Below are 21,504 nucleotides of genomic sequence, written 5' to 3'. Positions count from 1 at the left end.
TCGGACTCGCTCTGAGTAAGAGCTATAAGCGACCTGCGTACGCGTCCGCATGTGGCGGTTTCTAGGCATCTACGGAATCGGGGGCTGCTCCCTGCTGGGCCCGATCCCCGTCGGCCGCGGAGCACCCGTCGCACTGCCCTCCACGTTCGTGACATCCGTCATCGGCTGCGAACACCTACGCGCTCCCCCTGGCCGCAGCAGGCGACGTCGCCCCCAGGCTACTGGGCTTCTGCTGCGGTGCCGGAGGCAAGGTCAGCGGCTACCTCGGCGCCAGTCTCCAACCCCACCTGCCCGACACCGCACTCCGGCTCCTGCTCGGCACCCTCGTCACCGGCATGAGCACGCTAAATGCAATCCAGATCCTGTGCTGACCGCAAATGGCTCAGCCCTGATGAACGCGGTGCGCCGTCCATGGCGCCGTTTCCTCTTCGGGCCGTTCCCTGGCCTGGGTCCTGTGTGTCAGACGCACCGGCATCCGCGGAGCCTCGAGTGCCTGGCCGGCACTCGAGGCTCCGAGCGGTGGACGGCGGCCCATGCCACGGAACCGACAAACGGGACAACGAATCGGCCCGGAAACACACTCGGCCTGACCCCGGCCGCGCCGTCCCGACCCCTGCACGGTCCCTGGGTCCTGGCATCGCCCCTCAGAGCAGTCGCCCGGACCGCGAGCGGCAATCTCGACCACCTACTCAGCCGCAGGTCAGAGGGGTTCGAACTCCCCCGAGCGCCACCGAACTCTAAACCCACGAGCAGCGGATTTAGGCCGTTCTGACAAGGCTGACGATCCGCCACCCAAAAATAAACGTTTCTTCAGGTCAGATATCTGCACAAATAGGGCGGGTGGGACTCGAAGCCACGGTCGGCGGATCATGAGTCCGCTGCTCCTCTCTACGAGATATCAACCAGGCCGACAGCGTGCGTCAGCAGACTGATTCCGCTGACTGCCAGAGCACGCTCTGGACCAAAGCTTCCGAAACCAAGATCCGGACCGGACGCGGGCCAGCGGCCGGTCACACATTCCAACTAGCCTCATTTCTACTGGCCAGCGACGCGCGAGCCCTGTACCAACAGAAAGCGAAGAACCTGCTGGGCGGTCCGCACCGGTGACTGAGCCTGACCGCTTGGCACCACGAAATTCTCGGCGATCACGCTTGACCGGCTTACGCATCGGGTCGTCTGACCAGTGACGCAACATACCTGACGACCCATCAGAACGAGCGTCAAATGAGCGTCGCGAGCGTCATTTCAGCGTCAAGATATCGCCCGTAACGCCCACACCGCCCATAACGCGCACGGGCAAAACCCCAGCTCAGCCCCCCTTCGCCACCGGCTCCAAGATCGCCACGCACTCCACATGGCGCGTCATCGGAATCACGTTGTCTTCTGACAGATGATCTTGGCCGTTTGCCGGTTGAATTTGATCGGTGCCGGGTTCCTGTCACCCGATAGCGGCCAGCAGCCAGCGCTCGGTGAGGGGCGGTGGGATCAGTCGTTGCGGAATGGTTCCCAGAGGTCGGGGAGGGGGGCGCTGGGGTCCTCGCCTTCGGTGGACAGGCCGACGTAGGCGCGTAGGGCGGGTCGGGTGCCGGGGAGGCCGTACTGGGTGAACTGCTTGTGGAGGTCTGAGCCGAACGGCACGGGCTGGAAGTCCTCGGCGGTCAGCAGCTCGGCCAGGACCTTCAGCAGCTTCTGGCGTCCAGGGGAGAGCTCGGTGAACAGCGTTGGGGTGTCCGTGGGTTCAAACAGGGCTTCTAGCAGGTTCTCGGCGCGGACTGCCAGCGGGTGGGGCACGACCCCGGTCTTCTTGAGATGGGGCAGGGCGCGGACGATTTCCAGGAGGACCCCGTCCGGGTCCTCAGCGGCGTCCATCAGATGCAGCAGGCTTCGGACGGTGTAGCTGTGCAGGTCGCCGGCGTGGTGGGCGGTGGCGGACTCGGGGGCCGGCCCGGCGCCGAAGGCCGCCAGTTCGGCGGCGATGCGCTCCGCCAGCGGCAGGCCGGGCGCGGCGGCCGGGTGCGCGACCAGCATGCGGCCCAGCGCGGCAAGGGGTGCTTGTGGTCGAGGTGGTGCCGGACCCGGCCGTCCGGGTCGTGGTCGGCGAGCAGCCCGACCGCGACGAGGACCGTGGCGACGCAGACCGGGTCCCGCTCGCCGTCGAGGCAGGCCAGCAACGGGAGCAGGGTGGCGTCGGCCTCCTCGGGGAACCAGCCGAGGAGGTACGCGGTCTTGGTGCGGATCTCCAGGTCCCGGTCGCCGAGCAGTTCGAGCAGGACAGGAAACTGGGCGCGGACCGCGTCATAGGAGCGCAGTGCGCCCTCGCGGGCGTCGACGGGGTGCCCGGCCGCACAGTACGCCCGTCCCTCGCGCAAGTTCTTCAGCTGCTCCTCGTCGGTCTCGGCGGTGATCTGCTCGTCGTACCAGCGCAGATTTTCTTCGGGGCTGATGACTGCGGCCCGCCACGCGGCGGTGTCGATGCCGAGCGGGAGGTCGTACTCGTCGTGCCAGTCAACGGCCAAACGGGTCAGCAGCAGCAGTGCGTCGGCCCGGGCGCCGGCCGGGCCTGCGACAGCGATTCGGGCGAGGAACGGTACGGCGTACGGAGAGGCCAAGTACCGGGTGCCCTGGTGAAAGATGTTGCTGAACAGGCTACGGAAGGCGTTCTCCCGGGCCTCCTGGTCCGGCCCGCACACCGTCCGGAGCTGGCCGGGCACGTCCTCGGCGCTGCCGTAGGCGTGCCCCAGAGCTGCCCAGTCGATGTCGTCCAGCCCTGCCAGGAGATCGTCGGATCGTTTCATGATCCGTATGCTCGCAGGGACCGCTGACACCGACCCCGCAGACGAACTGTCTCCTTGAGCCCAGCGGCCGAACTCACCCGTCAATCGGTCAAGATCGCTTGTCAAAGGACACCCGTCAGCGGTCGCAGCCTACGGGGCCTTCCCGAAAACACCGAAAGATTCACTGACGGCCGGTCAGGTAAATACATATGGGCAGGTCACAGGAACAGTATCCATGTCTCCGCCAGGCGCCTTCTAAGCGCTTGGCCGCAGGTTCGAGTCCTGCCGGGGGCGCTCACTCCCCGCCCTCCCACCGGGAGGGCCTCTCGCTGCGCACCGCGTGCCGTACACACCGCGTGCCGTACACCTCGTACCGCACGGCCCGGACCGGCACCTCGGGCGTACACGGCCGACGGCCCGGCGCACACCCGTCCCACTAATCTGTTCGTCATGAACGCACCGGGGGACATGGTCGACGGGCGGTTCGAGTTGCTCGAGCGGCTCGGCAGCGGGGGTATGGGAACGGTATGGCGGGCGCGTGACGGCGTGCTGCACCGGGAGGTCGCCCTCAAGGCCGTACGGCAGGACGCGGCGGCCGACGAGGCCGTCCGCGAGCGGGTGTTGCGGGAGGCGCGGGCGCTGGCCCGGGTCAGTCATCCGAACGTGGTGATGATCCATCACATCGTGGACGACGACCCTCACCCCTGGCTCGTGATGGAACTGGTGCCCGGGGTCTCGCTCCAGGAACGCCTCGCCGACGGCCCGCTGCGCCCCGCGGAGGCCGCCCGGCTGGGCCGGCAGGTGCTCAGCGCCCTGCGCGCCGCCGACGCGGCGGGGGTCCAGCACCGGGACGTCAAGCCCGCCAACATCCTTCTGCGCCCCGACGGCTCCGCCGTGCTCACCGACTTCGGGATCGCCGCGCTGCAGGGCTCCACCGCGCTGACGGCGACCGGCGAACTCATCGGCTCCCCGGAGTACATCGCCCCCGAACGGATCCGGGGCAACGACAACGACCCGGCGTCCGACCTCTGGTCCCTGGGGCTGGTCCTGTACGTCTGCGTGGAGGGCGTCAGCCCGCTGCGCCGCGGGACGACCCTGGCCACCCTGGCCGCCGTCCTCGACGAGGACGAGGCCGTGCCCCCGCCGGTGCGCTCGGGCCCGCTCGCCCCCGTACTGCAGGCGCTGCTCGTACGCGATCCGGCGGCCCGGCCCGACGCGGCACGGCTGGACGCGATGCTGGCGCAGGCCGAGTCGGGTACGGCACCGGACCCGGACCGGGCGCTGCCCGCCTCGACCGCCCCGCTGCCGCCCGCCTCCCCGGCGCCGCCCACCTCCCCGACGGCGCCGACGGACGTCCTGCGGGTCCCGGCGGACGTCCGGCGCGCCCCGGCGGACGCCATGCGGGTCCCGCCCGCCTCCGCCGGTCCTTCGCGCGGGCCCGGGCGCCGAAGAGGCCGCGCGGCGCTCGTGGTGACCGCCGTCGTGGTCGCCCTCGCGACGGCGGCCACCACCCTGGCGCTCACCCTGGGCAACCGGAACGGCGGCGAGGCCCGCGGGGCCGAGGGCGCCGACCGCTCGACGACGGCCGGCTCGTCCGCACCGTCCGCGCGGCGGACGCCGGCCCCCACCCCGTCGTCCCCGGCCCCCTCGAAGAAGACGGTGGCTCAGCCGACCGCCTCCGAGGACACCGGGGACGGCGAGGGAGCCGGCGACGGATGGATCGCCCAACTCCACTCCGAACCGGTCGGCACCGGCACCGCCGCCCGGGACCGGCGGCTCGCCACCGTCCGTCAGTCCGTCCCCGAGGCCGTCTACGTCCGCAGCGACGACTACGCGTCCCTCCGCCCGGGCTTCTGGGTCTTCTACGCTCCCGGCCCCTTCGCCGACGGCCGCGCCGCCCTGGCCTTCTGCGACGCACGCGGCAGGACCACGCCGACCACCTGCGTCGGCCGGTACCTGAGCACGGACGCCGACGACCGCGGCCTCCAGTGCCGGCCGCCCGCCGCCACCCCGACGGGCCGCTGCACGCGCCCGTGACCCGGGCCGCGTGGATGATGTCACGGTGCGTGCCGTTACCGTCCGTGCCTCCTCGCGTTGAAGGGACAGTGCGGTCGCGTTCATGCTGCCGCGCTCACCGATTCGAAGGAGAAACGTGATGTCTCGCATCGCGAAGGCAGCCGGTGTCGCTCTCGGCACGAGCGCCGTTGTGCTCAGTGGTACCGGTCTGGCCATGGCGGACGCGGACGCCGCGAGCACGGCCGCCGGCTCGCCCGGCGTGGCGTCGGGCAACGCCATCCAGGTTCCGGTCCACGTGCCGATCAACCTCTGCGGCAACACCGTGAACGTCATCGGCCTGCTGAACCCGGCGTTCGGCAACGGGTGCGCGAACCTCAGCCACCACGACGAGGGCTACGGTCACTGAGCCACCGCACAGACGTGGAGCCCCCTGCGGTACCCACCGCCGGGGGCTTCCCCCTGTCCCGCGTACCGGGTGTCACACGTACCGGGTGTCACACGTACCGGTAGATCCGGCTGTGGTCCTCCAGTTCGTCCGGTGTCACGTCCCACGGCGGCATCGCCTCGTGCCGCGCCACGACCCGCCCGTGCTGCAGGTCACCGAGGCCCGGCGGCGAGGCGGGCAGGTACCGGGCGCCCCGGTGCCGCTTCTGCCAGCGTGTCCAGAGCAGGTCCACGAAGGAGTGGTGCAGCCAGAAGACGGGGTCGTTGACGGACGCCCCGCCCAGCATGTGTCCGCCGACCCAGCGGTGGACGCGGTTGTGGTTGCGCCAGGCGTCGTTGCCGCGCCCGTGTCCCCACCCCTCCAGCTTGTTGCGGAAACCGCGGCCGGAGGTGGAGTTCCAGGGCTGTGTGTCGTACACCGGGTCGTCCAGGGCCCCGGCGACGTCGTCCGCCGTGGGCAGGGCGAGCGGATCGCGGGGCCTGCCGAGGTCGCGGGTGAGGTAGTCGCCGTCGGTCATCGACTCCTTGACGACCCACTTCCGGTGCCGGCGGGCGAAGGGCCCGGTCGTGACCTGGTGGTCGGACCGCCGTCCGTTGCCGCCGAGCAGGTCCTCGCCCCAGAGCGGGGCGGCGGGTGTGCGGTCCCTCGTCCAGTCCCAGTAGGGCACGGACACCGTGGGGTCCACCCGGCGCAGGGCCCGCTCCAGGTCCAGCAGGAACCGCCGGTGCCAGGGGAGGAAGGAGGGCGTCATGTGAGCCGTACGCAGCCCCTTCTCGCCGTCCGACACGTAGTGGTCGATGTGCACGCGGACGAACTCGTCGTACTCACCGGTGCGTTTGATCTCCAGGAACGCCTCGACGAGCCTGCGCCTCTCCGTACGCGTCAGCGCGCTCACGTTCTTACGCGTGTACACCATGCCCGTGCTCCTCCCCCTCCTCCTTCTCCGTTCCGTGCCCCGTCTCGTGGCCTGCCCCGTGCCCCGCCCCGTGACCCGGTTCCGCCCCCGCCTCCGTGGCGGGCGCGCGCAGCCGCAGGGTCCCGCCCAGTTCGTCCACGGCCGCGCGGGCGGCGGCCAGCGGGGTCGGGTACGACCGGTAGTGGTCGATCATCGTCAGATAGCCGCCGTCGGCCCGCCGCATGAGGTGCAGCGGCCGGCCGTCCACCGTGACCTGCCAGGACCCGGCGATCGGCGTGCGCGCGGCCCCGGCCGGACGCACGTCACCGGCCGGCTCCCGGTACCCACGGATCCGGCGCCCCCGGTACGCCTCGTCGAACCCGGCCGCGAACTCCGCCTCGAAACGGTCCGATTCGAGGCGGTCCGGGTCGCCGGATTCCCCACCGGGGGCGTACGGCTCGGCGCGCGACCGTCTCGACGCGACGACGAACGGCGCCAGGGCGACGGTCACGGCCGCCGCGAGCACCCCTCTCAGGACGTCACGCCGCGCATCGTTCCCCGGCCTCATCCGCACTGCCCCACCTCCGGCTTCCCGAACCCCGGCTTCCCCGGCCCGTACGTCGGCCCGTACGTCCTCGACGGACTCCGTGTCCCTACAGTCCCGGCGCGACGTCCAGGTCCGCGCCGGGCGCCGCCTGCAGGACCGGGGCGAGCAGGCCGACCTCGGGCAGCTTGGCGGCCGGGAGTCCGAGCATCTCGGGGCGCGGCGCGGTCAACGGGGCGTCCAGCGAGGCGCCGGGCGTCAGGGCGCGCACGGTGGTGTCGGGCGTGGTGGCACTGAGGTGGTCGAAGGTGTCGCCGAGGACGCGCGGCAGAGGCGCACGCGCGTCCAGCTCGGGCAGGCCCGTGGTGACGGGCAGCTGCGGAAGGGCCCGCTCCGGCAGCAGTCGGCCCTCGATGTACCGGGGCCCGTCGGGGCTGCCCGGCCTGAGCAGCGGCACGGTGCCGCCGACCCTGGGCATCTCCATGTCCAGGGCGTGCTCCGCACCTCCGAGGGGCACGACGACCGGAACCGCGTCGGCGGCGACGGCGGGCGTCGCGACGGCGGCCGCCACACAGGTGATGACTGCGGCGAGAGTTCCTCGGGTGGTCGACTTCATCAGGCACGGGCCTTTCGGGATTCGAATGCGCGGAGTGCGTCCGGAACGGGTAACGACCCCGCGAACAGGATCAGGTCAAAATTCCCTCGTTCGATGCAATAGTCAGCTCATCCGAAAATCCCATCCGTCCCTCGCTGTCTGGCGATTCGGCGCGCGGCAATTCAGTACGCGGTGATTCGCCGTGTGGTGATTCGGCACGCGGTGATTCGGCACGCGGTGATTCAGTACGCGGTGATTCGGCGCGCGGTGATTCAGCGCGGGTCACGGGCCGGGACCAGGGCGTGCGCCGCCCTGGTCAGGGTTTCCTCGTCGCCGACGAAAGCGGCCAGCGCCTCGGGCTCGACGGGCTTGCCCGGCTCTGCCTCGGGCCACGGGCGGGTGGTGAACAGGAAGTAGGCGTGACCGCGTTCGCCGACTGCGGCGAGCCACTCCGGCGGTACGGGGCATCGCGCGTTGAGCCGGGTCATGCCGACGACGGCCTGGTCCGCCTCGACGAGGAGGCGGACCGGGAAGTCGGGCTGCCGGGTGGCGTCGACGACCGGGTCGCCGAGGGGCAGGCCGTTGGCCTCCAGCAGTCGCTCGACGGCGGCCGCGGAGCCCTCGGGACCGTTCTCGCCGTCGCCGAGGGGGTAGGCGAGGAGGTACGGCATGTTGCCGTCGGGCTGTTCGCCGCTCCATGCCATGACGACGAGCGTGCCGAGGTCCGCGGCGGGGAAAGGGCGCGTTTCGCTGGTTGCTGAGGTCATCGCGGAACCGTACCGACGTACCGGAACACGTCCGTCCGCTCCTCACCCGCCCGGGGGATCTGCGTGCGGGTCTCCACACGAACGGGGGACGGGACCGAACCGGCCCGGGGAACCGGCGCGAGGGATCGGTCCGAGGGATCGGCGCGCGGTGCGCGACCGGCCCCCGGTGGCACTACTGGAGGGGAAGTCCGCCCAGGAGGCCCGTGGGGCCGCTCGCGGAGTTCAGCGTGTCCGTCAGGGCGTTGACGGTGCTGAGCACGGAGTCCTTGTTCTCCGTGTCGAGCGCCCTCGACTGCGACTGCAGGGGCATGAGGTCCAACGGCTGGGTGGTGAGCTGGGTGATGGCCGAGTCGACGCCGCCGTTGATGCTGGTGGGGGGCGCCATGTCGGCGGCGAGGGCGGGCGCGGCGACTCCGGCGACGGCCAGGGACCCGGCAACGACAGCGGCGGCCTTCAGGGACTTCATCGTGTTCCTTTCGTCGGCGACTCGCGTCACCAGAGGGAATCTCGGTGTACTCAACGACCCCCGGCCGGGCCGGAAACCCCGTACTCCGCAGATTCCCGCGACCCACCCGATTGCGCAGGGGGTCCCGTCAGGAAATGGGACCTCTCATATGAGAACCCTGAAGGATTGTTCGCACAGGGCAGGACGGACGGATGACAGCCGTCGGGCCGGTCCGTCTCGACGGACCGGCCCGGCTCCCGGGAGTGGGCGACCACTCAGGAGGACCGCTCAGGAGGACCGCTCAGGAGGGCGGCAGGCCGCGCGGCGTCCGCGGGTACCCCGGGCAGGCCCGCCAGGTTCGGGGCAGGCAGGCCGGCGCTCAGCGTCGCGGCGGCGACGAAGTTGACGAGGCCCGTCACGACCTGCTTCGTGGCCGCGCCCTGAGCGGCGGCGTCACCGCCGGTGGCGGCCTTGACCAGCGCGTCGACCGAGGTCTGCAGGGCCTTGAGCGCGTCGGCCCTGAGGTCGGGCGCGGCCGCCCGGCCGGCGTTCCCGCCCGGCGGGAGCGCGGGGGCGCCGGGCAGCGCCGGCAGGATCGACGGCGGGGCGGCCGGCACGTCCGGCACGGCCGGCGCCTTCGGCTCGGTCGGCGTCCTGGCCGGCGGAGTCTGCGGAACGGCCGGGGTCTGCGGAACCGCCGGGGTCTGCGGGGTGCTCGGCGTCTGCGGAACGGCGGGCTTCTGCGGAGTGTCCGGCTTCTGCGGAACCGCCGGGGTCTGCGGAGTGCTCGGCGTCTGTGGAACGGCGGGCTTCTGCGGGGTGCTCGGCGCCTGCGGAGTGTTGGGGGCCGTCGCGGCGGCCTTGGTGATGGCCTGCTTCACGGCGTCGGAGAGCCTGGCGGCGTCGGCGGCGGGGAGCTGCCCGTTGTCGGCCTTGAGCGTGGCGGAGAGCAGCTCGGTGACCGGCTTCAGCACTCCCGCGACGTCCCCGAGGGCCGCGGTCTGCGCCAGCAGGGCGTCCGCCTCGGGCACCGGTGCCCGGACCGTGCGGGCCCGGTCGCCGTGCGCCGCGTCGTGGTCGGCGGCCACGGCGGCGGGTCCGGCGATCCCCAGCAGGAGCATGGCGCAGAGGGCGGAGGCCGCGGTACGCCGCACGGGCAGAGCACGCATGGAGGGGTCCTTTCGACGGTGCGTCGGATCTGGGGGCTTGCCCGCAGGCTCGCCCAGGGGCTTGGTCCTCACCGTGGAAGTGGTGACCGCCGCCTGCAACCGATCGACCGCGCCCGGCGGCGGCCCGCGTCCGCCGACGGGACCGTTGTCCCTGGTGAGGCGCCCTGCCCCGGCCCGCCGGGGGCACCTGATGCCCCTCCCTCCATTCGGGGCAACGCGGATCGGCCGCCCTCCCGGTGGGAGGACGGCCGATCGGGGGCGGAGCTATGACGTCAGTTGTTGACGCACTTGTTGCCGAACGCCGGGTTCAGCAGGCCGATCACGTCGATCGTGTTGCCGCACAGGTTGATCGGCACGTGAACGGGGATCTGCAGCACGTTGCCCGAGAGGACACCCGGGGAGTTGGCGGCGACGGCGCTCGCGTCACTGTCGGCAGCGGCGATGCCGGCGGTGCCGGCCACGGCGGCGGCGGCCACGGAGGTAAAGACCAGGCCCTTCGCGATACGCGACATGGAGAGGTGCTCCTTGGGATTGAAACAACAGCCGGGCGGAGGTGCCCGGCTCTGGAATCAACGCGCGGCACGGGCGCGGGTTGTGCCTCCAAAAGAGTGACGCTCCGGCCCGTTACCAGAAGCGGGCCAGAGGGTTATCCCGGGAGATGCACACGGTTCCGACACACTTGACGGGTTTCACCGATAAATACGGATAGCGGCTACAGTTGCGTTCTCCCCCGGACCCCTGGAAAAGACAGGGGAGCCATGGCGGCATCCATCCGATGCGCCCGTCCCGTCCGCTCGTCAGGACCAGAACCTCTTCCGCCGAAATTTCCCTCGAAAGGGCAACGCCGGTCATGCGCAATTCCCTGGGTCTTCTGTTGCGCCGTGGGACGGTGAGTGCTTTTTCCCTCGCTTCGCTCTGTGTGCCGGGCGGACCGGTGGCGGCCGCGCCCGCCCCGCCGGGTGCGGACGCGGGTGCGCGGGTCGCCGCCGAGGCGGAGGGTCTGCCGTTCGCGCAGCGGTACCGCGCGCTGCGGCACGGCGGGATCGTCCGGGCCGCCAACGTGTCGGTCACCTGCCGCGGGCCGCTCGCGCCGACGACGGTGTCCTGCCCCGCCGCACAGGCGGGGGCCGCGGCCCCGAACGACGGCTTCGACATGTTCTACACCGACGTCGACAGCGACCCGAACACCTACAACTCCAGCCGCGCCACGGTCGCGTTGCCGGCCGGCGCCGAGGTCGCGTACGCGCGGCTGTACTGGGGCGGCAACCTACGGGCCGGTGAGCAGAAGCCGCCGCGGGACAACGGGCGCGTGCTGTTCGCGGAGCCCGGCGGCCGGTACAAGGAGGTGCTCGCGGACACCGTCGTCGGGCACCGGGTGGCGCGGGACGCGGACGCCTACCAGGCCTCGGCGGACGTCACCCCGCTGGTGAGGTCGAGCGGCGCGGGCGCGTACACCGTGGCGCAGGTCAATGTGGCGATGGGGCACTCGGCGGCCGGCGCGTGGGGCGGCTGGACCCTGGTGGTGGCGTACGAGAAGGAGTCGGAGCCGCTGCGGCATCTGGCGGTGTGGGACGGCTTCGGCCCGCTGGGTCCGGGCGACGACCAGGTGGTCCGGATGCACGACCTGGACTTCCCCGCGGGGGCCGCGGGACGCGTGGGGCTCGTCGCCTACGACGGGGACCGCGGGCGGACCGGTGACTCGCTCACCGTGTCGGACGGGTGGGGCCTGCCCGTGCCCCTCGGCGACGGCGCCAACCCCCGTGACGACGTACTGAACTCGACCATCGGCGAAGCCGACGGGACGGCCTCCGCGCGGACGCCCTCGTACCCGAACACGCTCGGGTACGACTCCGACGTCCTCGATCTCGACGAGGGGCTGCGGTTCGGCGGGGACCGACTGGAGTTCCGGCTGGCGTCGCGGCGGGACGCGGCCTGGGCCGGCGCGCTGTTCGTCGCCGTCGACGCGAAGCGCTGATGCCCTCCCCGCCGTCGCCCTTCCCTTCCGTCGCCCTTCCCCGCCGCTCCCGTCCGCCCGACTTTCGCCCGACTTCCGTCCGAGTCCCGCCCGAGTTCCGCCCGCGCTCCGTCCGAGCGCCGTCCGTGAGCGAGGAAAGCACGCATGCACCTGTCCACCCCCGGCTCCCGGCCACGGATCCTGCACGTCTCCCAGCCCGTCGACGGCGGGGTGGCCCGCGTGGTCACGGACCTGGCGCGGGCGCAGCTGGCCGCCGGCGCCGAGGTCGCCGTCGCCTGTCCGGCGTCCGGCGGCCTCGCGACGGCGGCCGGGGACCTGGGCGCCGGTGTACGGGACTGGCAGGCGACCCGGTCGCCGGGACCGCGGCTCGCGCGGGAGGTACGGAGTCTGCGTCGGATCGTGCGGGACGTGCGTCCCGACGTGGTGCACGCGCACAGCGCCAAGGCCGGTCTCGCGGTACGGCTCGCCGTGCGCGGGCGGGTGCCGACCGTGTTCCAGCCGCACGCCTGGTCGTTCGAGGCCGCCGGCGGCGCCACCGGGCTGCTCGCGCTCAACTGGGAGCGGCTGGGCGCGCGGTGGGCGTCGCGGATGATCTGCGTCAGTGAGGCCGAGCGGCAGACCGGACAGCGGTCGGGCATCAGGGGACGCTGGAGCGTCATCCCCAACGGCATCGACCTGGCGGGCTACCACCCGGTGCCGGCGGACACCGTGCGGGCCGGGATCCCGCTGCTCACGCGGATCGGTCCGGCGGCGCCGCTCGTGGTCTGCGTCGGACGGCTCTGCCGGCAGAAGGGACAGGACGTCCTCCTGGAGGCGTGGCACGAGGTGACCCGGCGGGTGCCCGGCGCGCGGCTGGTGCTGGTCGGCGACGGGCCGGACGCGCGGTCGCTGCGGGCCCGGGCCCCCGCGTCCGTGCTGTTCGCCGGGGCCGTCACCGACGCCGCGCCCTGGTACCAGGCCGCCGACCTGGTGGTCCTGCCGTCCCGCTGGGAGGGCATGGCGCTGGCGCCGCTGGAGGCCATGGCCTGCGGGCGGCCCGTCGTGCTCACCGACGTGGACGGGGCCCGCGAGAGCCTGCCACCGGGCCAGGGGCCGCGCTGCCTGGTGCCGCCCGACCGGCCGAAGGCGCTGGCCGGGGCGGTCGCCGGGCTGCTCCTCGACCCGCCGCTGCGCGCGTCGCTCGGCCGTCAGGCACGCCGGTACGCAACGACCACGCACGACGTGCGGCGCACGGCCGCGGCCGTCGCCGACGTGTACCGCGACCTGATCGGCACCTGGCCGACCGGCCGGGGCACGGGCGTGGACCACACCGAGTGCAGGGAGTCCATCCACACGTGACTGCGGACAGCACCGTCCCCTCCCCCGGCGGCCGGCCGCGGACGGCGGACCACGGTTTCCCGCCCGTCTCGCCCGCCTCGCCCGTCTCGGTCATCCCGCCGCGCGAGGCCGCCGACGGTTTCAGGTTCCCCGGCGGCCGGCGGCCCCCGGCGGGGCGGGCCTCCCGGCTGCCGCTGCTCGGCGTGGACGTCGGCGCCGCGCTGGCCGGCGGGCTGCTGGCGCTGCCCCTGGCGCATCCGCTGCCGCTGGCCGTGCTGGTGCTCGCGGTGCTCGGGCTCAACACGCACCCCTCGCTCCACCGGGACGTCCCCGTACCCGTACCCGCCGTCCTGGACGAACTGCCCGTCCTCTGCGGCCGGATCGCGCTCGGCTGGTGCGCACTGGCGACCCTGCTGGCGGCGTACTCCCCGGAGCACGCGCTGTCCGCCCGCACGCTGCTGCTGGGCTGCGCGGCGCAGTCGGTGGCGAGCTGCGCGGGCCGCGGTGCCGTGCGCGGGCACCGGCGCCGGGCACTTCTGCGACGCCCGCGCGCGGCCCTGGTGGTGGGCCGCGCCGCGGAGGCGCAGCGGGTGGCGTCCGCCGTCCTGCGGCACCCGGGCTGCGGAGTGCGCCCCGTGGGCGTCGTCGCCGACGAGGCGGCCGGCCCCGAAGGGCTGCCCGTGCTGACCACCGGCGAGGAGGTCCAGCGGGCGATCGTCCAGAACGGCGTGCAGGACGTGCTCGCCGTGGGACCCGCCGCCCTCGCCGAACAGGGCCCGCTGCTGCGGGCGCTGGGCGAGTCGGGCTGCACCGTGTGGGAGCTCGGTACGGACGGACCGGCGTACGCGCGGGCCGAACGGCTGGCCGGGTTCGCCTGCCGGCGGCTGTCCGCCGGGCGCCGGTACGGGAGCGCCGGGAAGCGGCTGCTGGACGTGCTGACCTCCGGGGCCCTGCTGCTGCTCGCCGGACCGGTGCTGCTGGGGTGCGCGGTGGTGCTGCGGGCCGCCGACGGACCCGGTGTGGTGTTCCGGCAGGAGCGGATCGGCAAGGACGGGCGGCCGTTCACCCTGCTGAAGTTCCGTACGCACCGGCCGGTCGACGCGCACGAGGCGGCGACCCGCTGGAGCGTGGCCGACGAACGGGAGATGCGCCGGTTCTGCCGTTTCCTGCGGCGGACCTCGCTGGACGAGCTGCTCCAGCTGTGGAACGTCTTCCGGGGCGACATGAGCCTGGTCGGGCCCCGTCCCGAACGGCCGTACTTCGTGGCCCAGTTCAGCCAGACGTACCCCGGCTACGCGGCCCGCCACCGGATGCGGACCGGGATCACCGGGCTCGCGCAGATCCACGGGCTGCGCGGCGACACGTCGATCGAGGACCGCTGCCGGTTCGACAACGCGTACATCGACGACTGGTCGCTCTGGCAGGACGTCTGCATCCTGCTGCGCACCGCGGTCTCGCTCGTGCGCCCGACGGGGAGCTGACGGTGACCCAGGTCCTGCCCGCTCCGCCGCCGGTCGCCGTCGCGGCCGCGGCGCCCCGCCGCCTCCTCCCCGTGCTGCCCGTCCTCGCCCTCGTCGCCACGCTCGCGCTGCCGGTCCCCGGGGGCGCGGACGGGGCCGGGGGCGGCACCGTCGCCGACGCCGTGTCCGGGCTGGTCGTGGTGTGCTGCGCGGTGCGTCTGGTACGCGGCCGGCGGCGCCCCCTGTCCCGTACCGCCGCCGTCGTGCTGGGGGTGCCCGTCGCCGGGATCGCCGTCGCGACGGCCGGCGCGGCCTCGGCCGGGGCGGGCGCCGAGGGGCTGGTGCGTTACCTGCAGATCTTCGTCCTGGTGCCCGCGGCGGTGATGCTGCTGATCCGCGACCGCCGGGACGCGCGCCTGCTGGCCTGGTCCCTCGTCGGGCTCGCGCTGTGGCAGGGGACTCTCGGCGTCCACCAGTACGTGACCGGGACCGGGGCCTCGTACCAGGGCGAGATGATCCGGGCGGTGGGCACGTTCGGGCCGACGGACATCATGGGCATGGCGGCCGTGGTGTCGTTCGGTCTGGTGTGCGCGCTCGGCCTCGCGCTCGGGTCCGGGCCCACGCGGCAGCGGACCGCGGCGGCGGTGTGCGCGCTGGCGCTGCTGCTGCCGCTCGCGCTGTCGTTCAGCCGCGGGGCGTGGATCGCGACGGCCGTCACGTGCGGGGCGCAGCTCGCGCTCGCCGGGATGCGGCGGGCCGTACGGGTGCTCGCGGCGGTGGCGGCGGCCGCGGTGGTCCTGGTGGGCGGGCTCGGCGTGGGCACCGCGATGCTCCAGGAGCGGATCAGCAGCATCACGCAGGTCGCACAGGCCCCGGACCAGTCGGTGACCGACCGGTACACGATGTGGACGGCGGCCGTCGACATGTGGCGGGGCCGGCCGCTGACCGGTGTGGGGCTGAAGGGCTTCCCCGACCACCGCGACGGGCACGCCTCGCTCGCCCTGTCCTCGGGCAGCGACACGGACGGGGCGGGCGCCGGCTTCCACCGGCAGCCGCTGCTGTCCCCGCACAACATGTACTTGCTGGTGCTGAGCGAACAGGGCCTGCTGGGGCTGCTCGCGCTGGCGGGCGGCTGGCTCGCGCTGCTGGTCCGCGGGCTGCGGCGGCTCGTGCGCGCACGACGGTCCCGGAGCGGCCTCGACTGCGCGCTGGCGGCGTGCGGGGTGCTGCTGTGGCAGTTGGTCGACTTCGTGTACGCCGACATCGGCGGCCCCTCGACCGTGCTGACCGCGCTGGTCCTGGGCCTCGCCGCCTGGTGGGCGCTGGCTTCCGAGGGGGCCGGGGAACGATGACGGTCACGCCTCCCCGGGCGGAGGGCGGGGGAACGACGGCCGGCCCCGGTGACAAGGCCCTGCTGCCCGGGGCCCGCGCGGCGTCGCGGGATGCCGCGGCCGAGGAGGCCGCCGGAGCAGCCGCCTCCAGCTCCGGACCCGGCTCCGGAGCCGCCCCCGGAGCCGGAGGCGGAGTCGCCCCGCCCACCCGCGGGTTCCTCGCCAGGGCCACGCTCGTCACCGCCGTCCTGTCCATCGCGGGGGCGCTGCTCGGCCTGGGCCGGGACCAGGCGCTGGCGCACCTCTTCGGAGCCGGCACCGAGACGGACGCCTTCCTGGTGGCGTGGACCGTGCCGGAGGTCGCGGCGACGCTGCTGATCGAGGACGGGATGGCCTTCGTACTGGTCCCGGCGTTCAGCCTGGCCGTCGCCCGGCGGGCGCGCGGAGCCGGCACGGACCCCGTCCGGGCCCTGGTCGCCTCGACGCTGCCCCGTATCGCGCTGGTCCTGGTGGGCGTCTGCGCACTGCTGATCGCCGGGGCGCCGTACCTGGTCGCGGGGCTCGCGCCGGGGCTGCCCGACCCCGGGCTCGCCGTCGACTGCACGCGGCTGACGGCGACCTGCGTGCTGAGCTTCGGGCTGGCCGGCTACTGCAGCGCCGCGCTGCGCGCGCACCGCCGCTTCCTGGCGCCCGCCGCCATCTACGTCGCCTACAACACCGGCATCATCACGTCGATGTTCGTCCTCGGCGGCCGCTGGGGCGTGCGGTCGGCGGCCGTCGGCGTCGCGGTCGGCGGCTGCCTGATGGTGGCGGCCCAGACCCCGGCGCTCGTACGGCAGCTCTTCGGCCGCCGCCGGCCGGCCACCGCCGCGGCCGCGACCACCACCCCGTCCCCGTCCCCGTCCCCGTCCCCATCTCCGGCTTCGGCTTCGGCTTCGGAAGCCGCGCGCCCGGAGAACGGGGAGGCCACCGGCGGCGAAGATCCCGCGACCGGGCGGTCCGTGACCCATGCGGTGAACCTCGCCCTCGTCACCCCGGTGCTGCTCTTCGCCCTCTGCCGGCAGTCCCAGGTGCTCATCGAGCGCTACCTCGCCTCGAACCTCCCCTCCGGCGCCATCTCGCACCTGAACTACGCGCAGAAGGTGGCCCAGATCCCGATGACCCTCTCGCTGATGCTGTGCACGGTCACCTTCCCGGTGCTGGCGCAGGCGCTCGCCGAGGGGGACACCGAGCGGGCCCGCGACCGCGTCGAGCGGGACGTCTCGATCGCCGCCTGCATAGTGCTGCTGGGCGCGGCGGCGGTCTTCGCGTGCGCGCCGCAGATCATCCAGCTCCTCTTCCAGCGCGGCGCGTTCACCGCCCAGGACACCGCGGCGACGGCCACCGTCATGCGGGTGTACTCGGCCGGACTGCTCGGCCACACCCTGGTGGGCGCACTCGTGCGCACGTACTTCTCCGCCGGGCGCCCCACCTGGTACCCGCTGGCGGCGATGACCGCGGGCATCGTCGCCACGTCGTGGATCGGCGCGGCGACCGTCGGGGCCTGGGGCGTGTGCGGGATCGCCGCCGCCAACGCGACCGGGATCACCCTCACCGCGGCGCTGCTGCTGTCCGGCATGAACGAGCGGCGCAGCGTGCCGATCCGTACCCGCCGGGTCGTCCACGAGCTCAGCAAGCCGGTCCGCGCGGCCGTGCTGGCGGCCGTGGCCGGATCGCTCTGCGCGAGCCGCCTCGACTCCCCCGGGGCTGCCCTGTTCACCGGCGGCCTCGCCGTCTCCGTCGTCTACGTCCTGCTGCTCCGGTTGCTCGGCGTCCAGGCCGTCGCACCCGCCTTCCGAACCGCCCTCCGCTCCGTCACCCGAAGGCTGCCGCATGCCCGTTCCCGCTGACCCGAACCACCCGATCGACCCGAACCACCCGACCGACCCGACCGACCCGACCGGTCCGACCGGCCCGCCCCACCCGGCCGACGACCCGTCCCGTACCGGCGCCGCCCGCCCGGTCGCGCCCCTGTGGGTGGCGATGTACCACTCGGTGGGCGACTGCTCCGACGACCCGTACCGCATCACGGTCTCGCCCGCCCGCCTCGACCGGCAGCTGGGCTGGCTGCACCGCCGGGGCCTGCGCGGGGTGAGCATGGCCGACCTGCTCGCGGCCCGCGCCCGGGGGGAGGGGCGCGGCCTGGTCGGGCTCACCTTCGACGACGGATACGCGGACTTCGCCGACCACGCCCTGCCCGTGCTGCGGCGCTGGGGCTTCGGCGCCACCGTCTTCGTCCTGCCGGGCAGGCTCGGCGGCACGAACGACTGGGACCCGCTCGGCCCGCGCAGACCGCTCCTCACCGCCGACGCCGTCCGCCGGCTCGCGGACCTCGCGGACACCGAGGGCCTGGAGATCGCCTCGCACGGTCTCACCCACGTCGACCTCACCCGCGCCGACGACGCGCTGCTGGGCGCCGAGACCGCCGGCAGCCGGGCGCTGCTCTCCGAGCTGACGGGCCGTGAGGTGCTGGGCCTGTGCTACCCGTACGGGACCGTGGACCGACGGGTCGTCGACGCCGTGCGGGCCGCCGGGTACCGCTACGCCTGCGCGATCGACCCCGGTCCGCTCACCGGGACCTTCGCCCTGCCCCGGGTCCACATCGGGGAGAACGACACGTCCTGGCGGCTGCTGCTGAAGTACCGCCTCAACCGGCTGCGCAGGCGCCCGGCGCCCCTGACCGGTGCCGCCGCCGACGCCGGCACCGGTACGGGCGCCGGCACCATGGCGGAGACCCGGTGAGGGCCCTGCACGTCATCACCGGGCTCGGTGTCGGCGGGGCCGAGCAGCAACTGCGCCTGCTGGTGCGGAACCTGCCCGTCGACTGCGACGTGGTGACGCTCACCAACCCGGGCGCGGTCGCCGAGGGCCTCACCGAGGACGGCGTGCGCGTCACCCACCTCGGCATGCGCGGCAACCGCGACCTGGCGGCGCTCCCCCGGCTCGTCCGCCTGATCCGGGACGGCGGGTACGACCTCGTCCACACGCACCTCTACCGGGCGTGCGTGTACGGCAGGGCCGCCGCGCGGCTCGCCGGGGTACGGGCCGTCGTGGCCACCGAGCACTCGCTCGGCGACTCGCAGATGGAGGGCCGCCGGCTCACCTCCGGCGTCCGCGCGCTCTACCTGGCCAGCGAGCGCCTCGGCCGCACGACGGTCGCCGTCTCCCCCACGGTCGCCGAGCGGCTGCGCCACTGGGGTGTGCCGGGACCGCGCATCGAGGTCGTGCCGAACGGCATCGACGTGGCCGGTTTCCGCTTCGACCCCGGCCGGCGCGAGAGCGTCCGGCGGCGGCTCGGGCTGCCGCAGGAGGCGTACGTCGTCGGGGGTGTCGGACGCCTGACGGCCGGCAAGCGGTTCGAGGTGCTCGTCCGGGCGCTGGCCGACCTGCCCGACGACGTCCGGCTGCTGCTGGTCGGCGGCGGTCCGCAGGAGAGCGTGCTGCGGCGCGCCGCGCGGCACAGGGGGGTCGCCGACCGGGTGCTGTTCACCGGTGAGCGCCCCAACGGTCCTGCCGGGCCGAGCGCCCGCGACGGCCTCGACCTGCCGTCGCTGCTGGCAGCCATGGACGTCCTCGCCTCGCCCTGCGCCGAGGAGGCCTTCGGACTCGCCGTCGTGGAGGCCCTGGCGGCGGGCCTGCCCGTGCTCTACGTCTCCTGCCCGGCCGTCGAGGACCTGCCCCGCGAGGCGGCGCCGGCCGCCCGGCGGGTGCAGGGCGGCGCGGACTCCTTCGTACGGGCCCTGCGGCAGGCCCGCGCGCAGGGCCCCGGGCCGCGCTCGGCACCGGACGCCGCCCACCACTACGGCATCGCCCGCAGCGCCGACCGGCTGATGGACATCTACACGGCCGCAACCCTGGGAGTGAGTTCCACATGAGCGACAACCTGCACCGTTCGACCGGGCGGCCGGGAACGGCACTCGCCCGTGCCAGGGCGCTGCCTCCGTGGTCCCTGCTCGCCGCCGGCGTCCTCCTCGGGGGCGTCCTCGGCGGCGCGTACGGCGGCCTGAGGACCCCGCAGTACAGCGCGACGAGCTACGTCGTCGCCGTCCCCACCAAGAAGTCGGACCCGGCGGCGGCGCTCGGCTTCGCGCAGGCGTACGGGCGGGTCGCCACCCAGCTCGCGGTGCTCGGCGACGCCCAGGTGTGGGCGGGCGTGCCGGTGTCGACCCTGCGCGAGAGCGTGCGGGCGGCGACCTCACCGGACGCGCCGATGGTCGCCGTGACCGCCACCTCCGAACGCCCCGACCTCGCCGCCGACATCGCCAACGCCGTGTCGCGCTCGCTGACCCGGCACGCGAACGACACCGAGGACAGCACGCACGTGGAGCTGCTGCAGTTCTCCCGCGCGATCGAGCCCACCGAGGCCTCCTCCCTCTCGGCGGGCGTGACCGGTCTCGTCGGGGCGAGCGCCGGCGGGCTGCTCGGCGGGCTCGCGCTGCTGGTCCGGCCGCGCCGGGCCGCGCAGGCCCCGGCCGCCGCCTCGGTGCCGGGCCCCGCCACCGCCGTCGACGTCCACGGACAGCTGTGAGAGCCGCCGCCCTGCGCACGGAACCCCGCACGCAGCCGGAGCTGCGTACGGAACTGTGCACGGACGAAGGGGAGTTCGGGCGACTGGCCGGGGAGTGGGGGGCGCTGTACCGGCGGTGCGGCACGGCGACCCCGTTCCAGACCCATGCGTGGCTGCACTCGTGGTGGCTCTCGTACGGCACGCCCGGCCGGCTCCGGCTGGTGCTGGTCCACGACGGCGGTGACCTGGTGGCCGCCGCGCCGCTGATGCTCGTACGGCAGCCGTGGCCGGTCCTCGTACCGCTGGGCGGGGCGATCTCCGACTTCGGGGACGTGCTGATCGAGGACGGCGAGCGCGGCGACCGGGCCGCCGCAGCCCTGGCCGACGGGCTGGCCGCCGCCGCGCGCACCGCGCTGATCGACTTCCGTGAGGTGCGGCCCGGCGGTGCGGTCGAACGGGTGTACGCGCGCTGGCGCGGGCCCCGCCGGCAGGTGCCGGACTCGCTGTGCCTGGAGCTCCCCGCCGTGCCGATGGACGACCTGATCGGACGGCTCGCGACGGCCAAGGCGCAGCAGCGGGTCCGCGCCAAGCTGCGCAAACTGGCCTCGCTGGGCGTCGAACGGCGTGCCGTGCGCCCGGACGAGGTGGACGCGGCACTGCGCCGGCTCCTGGAACTGCACCGGCTCCAGTGGCAGGGCCGCAAGGTGACCGCCGAGCACCTGCAGGATCGCTTCGCCGAACACCTGATCCGTTCGGTGGGGCCGATGGTCCGCGCCGGCGACGCGGTGGTGACCGAGTTCCGCCTCGACGGCGCCGTGGTGGCGGTGGACCTGACGCTGCTGTCGGAGCGGTTCACGGGCGGCTACCTCTACGGCGCGCATCCGCGGCTGCGCGAGCGCAAGGCGGACGTGGCGACGATGCTGCTGCACGCCTGCGCCCAGCACACCGCGCCGGGCGGCGACGACGGAGCGGGCGGCGGCAGCGGAGCGGGCGGCGGCGGGCGCCGGGTGCTGAGCCTGCTGCGGGGCAACGAGCCCTACAAGCACCACTGGCGTCCGCAGCCCGTCGTCAACCAGCGCTTCCTGCTGGCCCGGCGGCGGACGGCGCCGCTGATGTCCGCCACCGTCTGCGACGTGGCCGCGCGCAGCGGGGGCAAGAAGCTGCTCGACCGGTTCCTCGGCCGACGGGAACGAGGTGGCGGCAGGCCGTGACCGGCCCGCCGCCA

General features: G+C 73.8%; 20 protein-coding genes and 1 pseudogene. 12 read left to right on the top strand and 9 right to left on the bottom strand.

Annotated features, from left to right (window positions below; genetic code table 11):
- Window positions 1–64: 64 nt before the first annotated feature.
- Window positions 65–371, top strand: a pseudogene (locus QFZ75_RS24975) (sulfite exporter TauE/SafE family protein); the annotation flags it as partial.
- A 1,114-nt stretch (window positions 372–1,485) separates the two neighbouring features.
- On the opposite strand, the gene QFZ75_RS24970 reads toward QFZ75_RS24975, so the two are convergent.
- Window positions 1,486–1,869 (bottom strand): hypothetical protein, encoded by a 384-nt coding sequence (locus tag QFZ75_RS24970; protein ID WP_307540293.1) that lies wholly within the window; start codon window positions 1,867–1,869, stop codon window positions 1,486–1,488.
- Window positions 1,869–2,795, bottom strand: a complete 927-nt coding sequence (locus tag QFZ75_RS24965) for a hypothetical protein (RefSeq protein WP_307540291.1) — start codon at window positions 2,793–2,795, stop codon at window positions 1,869–1,871. The genes QFZ75_RS24970 and QFZ75_RS24965 overlap by 1 nt, the downstream gene beginning before the upstream one ends.
- Window positions 2,796–3,224: 429 nt before the next feature.
- Between QFZ75_RS24965 and QFZ75_RS24960 the strand changes: the two genes are divergently transcribed.
- On the top strand, window positions 3,225–4,811 hold the full coding sequence (locus QFZ75_RS24960) for a serine/threonine-protein kinase (RefSeq protein ID WP_307540288.1): 1,587 nt from the start codon (window positions 3,225–3,227) through the stop codon (window positions 4,809–4,811).
- 118 nt (window positions 4,812–4,929) lie between these two features.
- Complete coding sequence (locus QFZ75_RS24955; protein WP_307540286.1) at window positions 4,930–5,196, top strand: chaplin; 267 nt, start codon at window positions 4,930–4,932, stop codon at window positions 5,194–5,196.
- An 88-nt stretch (window positions 5,197–5,284) separates the two neighbouring features.
- Here QFZ75_RS24955 and QFZ75_RS24950 read toward each other — a convergent pair whose 3' ends face one another.
- From QFZ75_RS24950 to QFZ75_RS24920, 7 genes are all read right to left on the bottom strand, one after another.
- Window positions 5,285–6,151, bottom strand: a complete 867-nt coding sequence (locus tag QFZ75_RS24950) for a tyrosinase family protein (RefSeq protein ID WP_307540284.1) — start codon at window positions 6,149–6,151, stop codon at window positions 5,285–5,287.
- On the bottom strand, window positions 6,135–6,698 hold the full coding sequence (locus QFZ75_RS24945; protein WP_307540283.1) for a tyrosinase family oxidase copper chaperone: 564 nt from the start codon (window positions 6,696–6,698) through the stop codon (window positions 6,135–6,137). Before QFZ75_RS24945 ends, QFZ75_RS24950 begins: the two co-directional genes overlap by 17 nt.
- Window positions 6,699–6,783: 85 nt before the next feature.
- Window positions 6,784–7,290 (bottom strand): hypothetical protein, encoded by a 507-nt coding sequence (locus tag QFZ75_RS24940; protein WP_307540282.1) that lies wholly within the window; start codon window positions 7,288–7,290, stop codon window positions 6,784–6,786.
- A 251-nt stretch (window positions 7,291–7,541) separates the two neighbouring features.
- Window positions 7,542–8,036, bottom strand: a complete 495-nt coding sequence (locus QFZ75_RS24935; RefSeq protein ID WP_307540280.1) for a DUF5949 family protein — start codon at window positions 8,034–8,036, stop codon at window positions 7,542–7,544.
- A gap of 172 nt (window positions 8,037–8,208) precedes the next feature.
- On the bottom strand, window positions 8,209–8,502 hold the full coding sequence (locus tag QFZ75_RS24930) for a hypothetical protein (RefSeq protein ID WP_307540278.1): 294 nt from the start codon (window positions 8,500–8,502) through the stop codon (window positions 8,209–8,211).
- Between the two features lie 254 nt (window positions 8,503–8,756).
- Window positions 8,757–9,650 carry a hypothetical protein gene (locus tag QFZ75_RS24925; protein WP_307540277.1) on the bottom strand — a complete coding sequence of 298 codons (894 nt, stop codon included), beginning with the start codon at window positions 9,648–9,650 and terminating at the stop codon, window positions 8,757–8,759.
- A gap of 272 nt (window positions 9,651–9,922) precedes the next feature.
- Complete coding sequence (locus QFZ75_RS24920) at window positions 9,923–10,162, bottom strand: chaplin (RefSeq protein WP_307540276.1); 240 nt, start codon at window positions 10,160–10,162, stop codon at window positions 9,923–9,925.
- A 338-nt stretch (window positions 10,163–10,500) separates the two neighbouring features.
- Here QFZ75_RS24920 and QFZ75_RS24915 point away from each other — a divergent pair, with 338 nt between their 5' ends.
- The 9 genes from QFZ75_RS24915 to QFZ75_RS24875 all read left to right on the top strand — a co-directional run bounded on the left by QFZ75_RS24915 (window position 10,501) and on the right by QFZ75_RS24875 (window position 21,490).
- Window positions 10,501–11,625: a DUF3344 domain-containing protein gene (locus tag QFZ75_RS24915; RefSeq protein ID WP_307540274.1), complete on the top strand. Its 1,125-nt coding sequence runs from the start codon at window positions 10,501–10,503 to the stop codon at window positions 11,623–11,625.
- Between the two features lie 144 nt (window positions 11,626–11,769).
- Window positions 11,770–12,963, top strand: coding sequence for a glycosyltransferase (locus QFZ75_RS24910; RefSeq protein WP_307540272.1), 1,194 nt, complete (start codon window positions 11,770–11,772; stop codon window positions 12,961–12,963).
- Window positions 12,960–14,423 (top strand): exopolysaccharide biosynthesis polyprenyl glycosylphosphotransferase, encoded by a 1,464-nt coding sequence (locus QFZ75_RS24905; RefSeq protein WP_307540271.1) that lies wholly within the window; start codon window positions 12,960–12,962, stop codon window positions 14,421–14,423. The genes QFZ75_RS24910 and QFZ75_RS24905 overlap by 4 nt, the downstream gene beginning before the upstream one ends.
- A gap of 2 nt (window positions 14,424–14,425) precedes the next feature.
- Complete coding sequence (locus QFZ75_RS24900) at window positions 14,426–15,754, top strand: O-antigen ligase family protein (protein ID WP_373465939.1); 1,329 nt, start codon at window positions 14,426–14,428, stop codon at window positions 15,752–15,754.
- Complete coding sequence (gene murJ / locus QFZ75_RS24895; RefSeq protein WP_307540270.1) at window positions 15,751–17,622, top strand: murein biosynthesis integral membrane protein MurJ; 1,872 nt, start codon at window positions 15,751–15,753, stop codon at window positions 17,620–17,622. The genes QFZ75_RS24900 and murJ overlap by 4 nt, the downstream gene beginning before the upstream one ends.
- Window positions 17,623–17,755: 133 nt before the next feature.
- Complete coding sequence (locus QFZ75_RS24890; RefSeq protein WP_307544766.1) at window positions 17,756–18,514, top strand: polysaccharide deacetylase family protein; 759 nt, start codon at window positions 17,756–17,758, stop codon at window positions 18,512–18,514.
- The gene (locus tag QFZ75_RS24885) at window positions 18,511–19,647 is read left to right on the top strand and encodes a glycosyltransferase (protein WP_307540269.1); all 1,137 of its coding nucleotides are present in this window, start codon (window positions 18,511–18,513) and stop codon (window positions 19,645–19,647) included. The genes QFZ75_RS24890 and QFZ75_RS24885 overlap by 4 nt, the downstream gene beginning before the upstream one ends.
- Entirely contained in the window at window positions 19,644–20,300 is a 657-nt protein-coding gene (locus QFZ75_RS24880; RefSeq protein WP_307540268.1) for a lipopolysaccharide biosynthesis protein, read from the top strand. The genes QFZ75_RS24885 and QFZ75_RS24880 overlap by 4 nt, the downstream gene beginning before the upstream one ends.
- Window positions 20,297–21,490, top strand: a complete 1,194-nt coding sequence (locus QFZ75_RS24875) for a GNAT family N-acetyltransferase (protein ID WP_307540266.1) — start codon at window positions 20,297–20,299, stop codon at window positions 21,488–21,490. The genes QFZ75_RS24880 and QFZ75_RS24875 overlap by 4 nt, the downstream gene beginning before the upstream one ends.
- Window positions 21,491–21,504: the final 14 nt, after the last annotated feature.

Source organism: Streptomyces sp. V3I8 (assembly GCF_030817535.1).
Lineage (GTDB): Bacteria > Actinomycetota > Actinomycetes > Streptomycetales > Streptomycetaceae > Streptomyces.
This window is presented reverse-complemented; position numbering and strand designations above follow the sequence as displayed.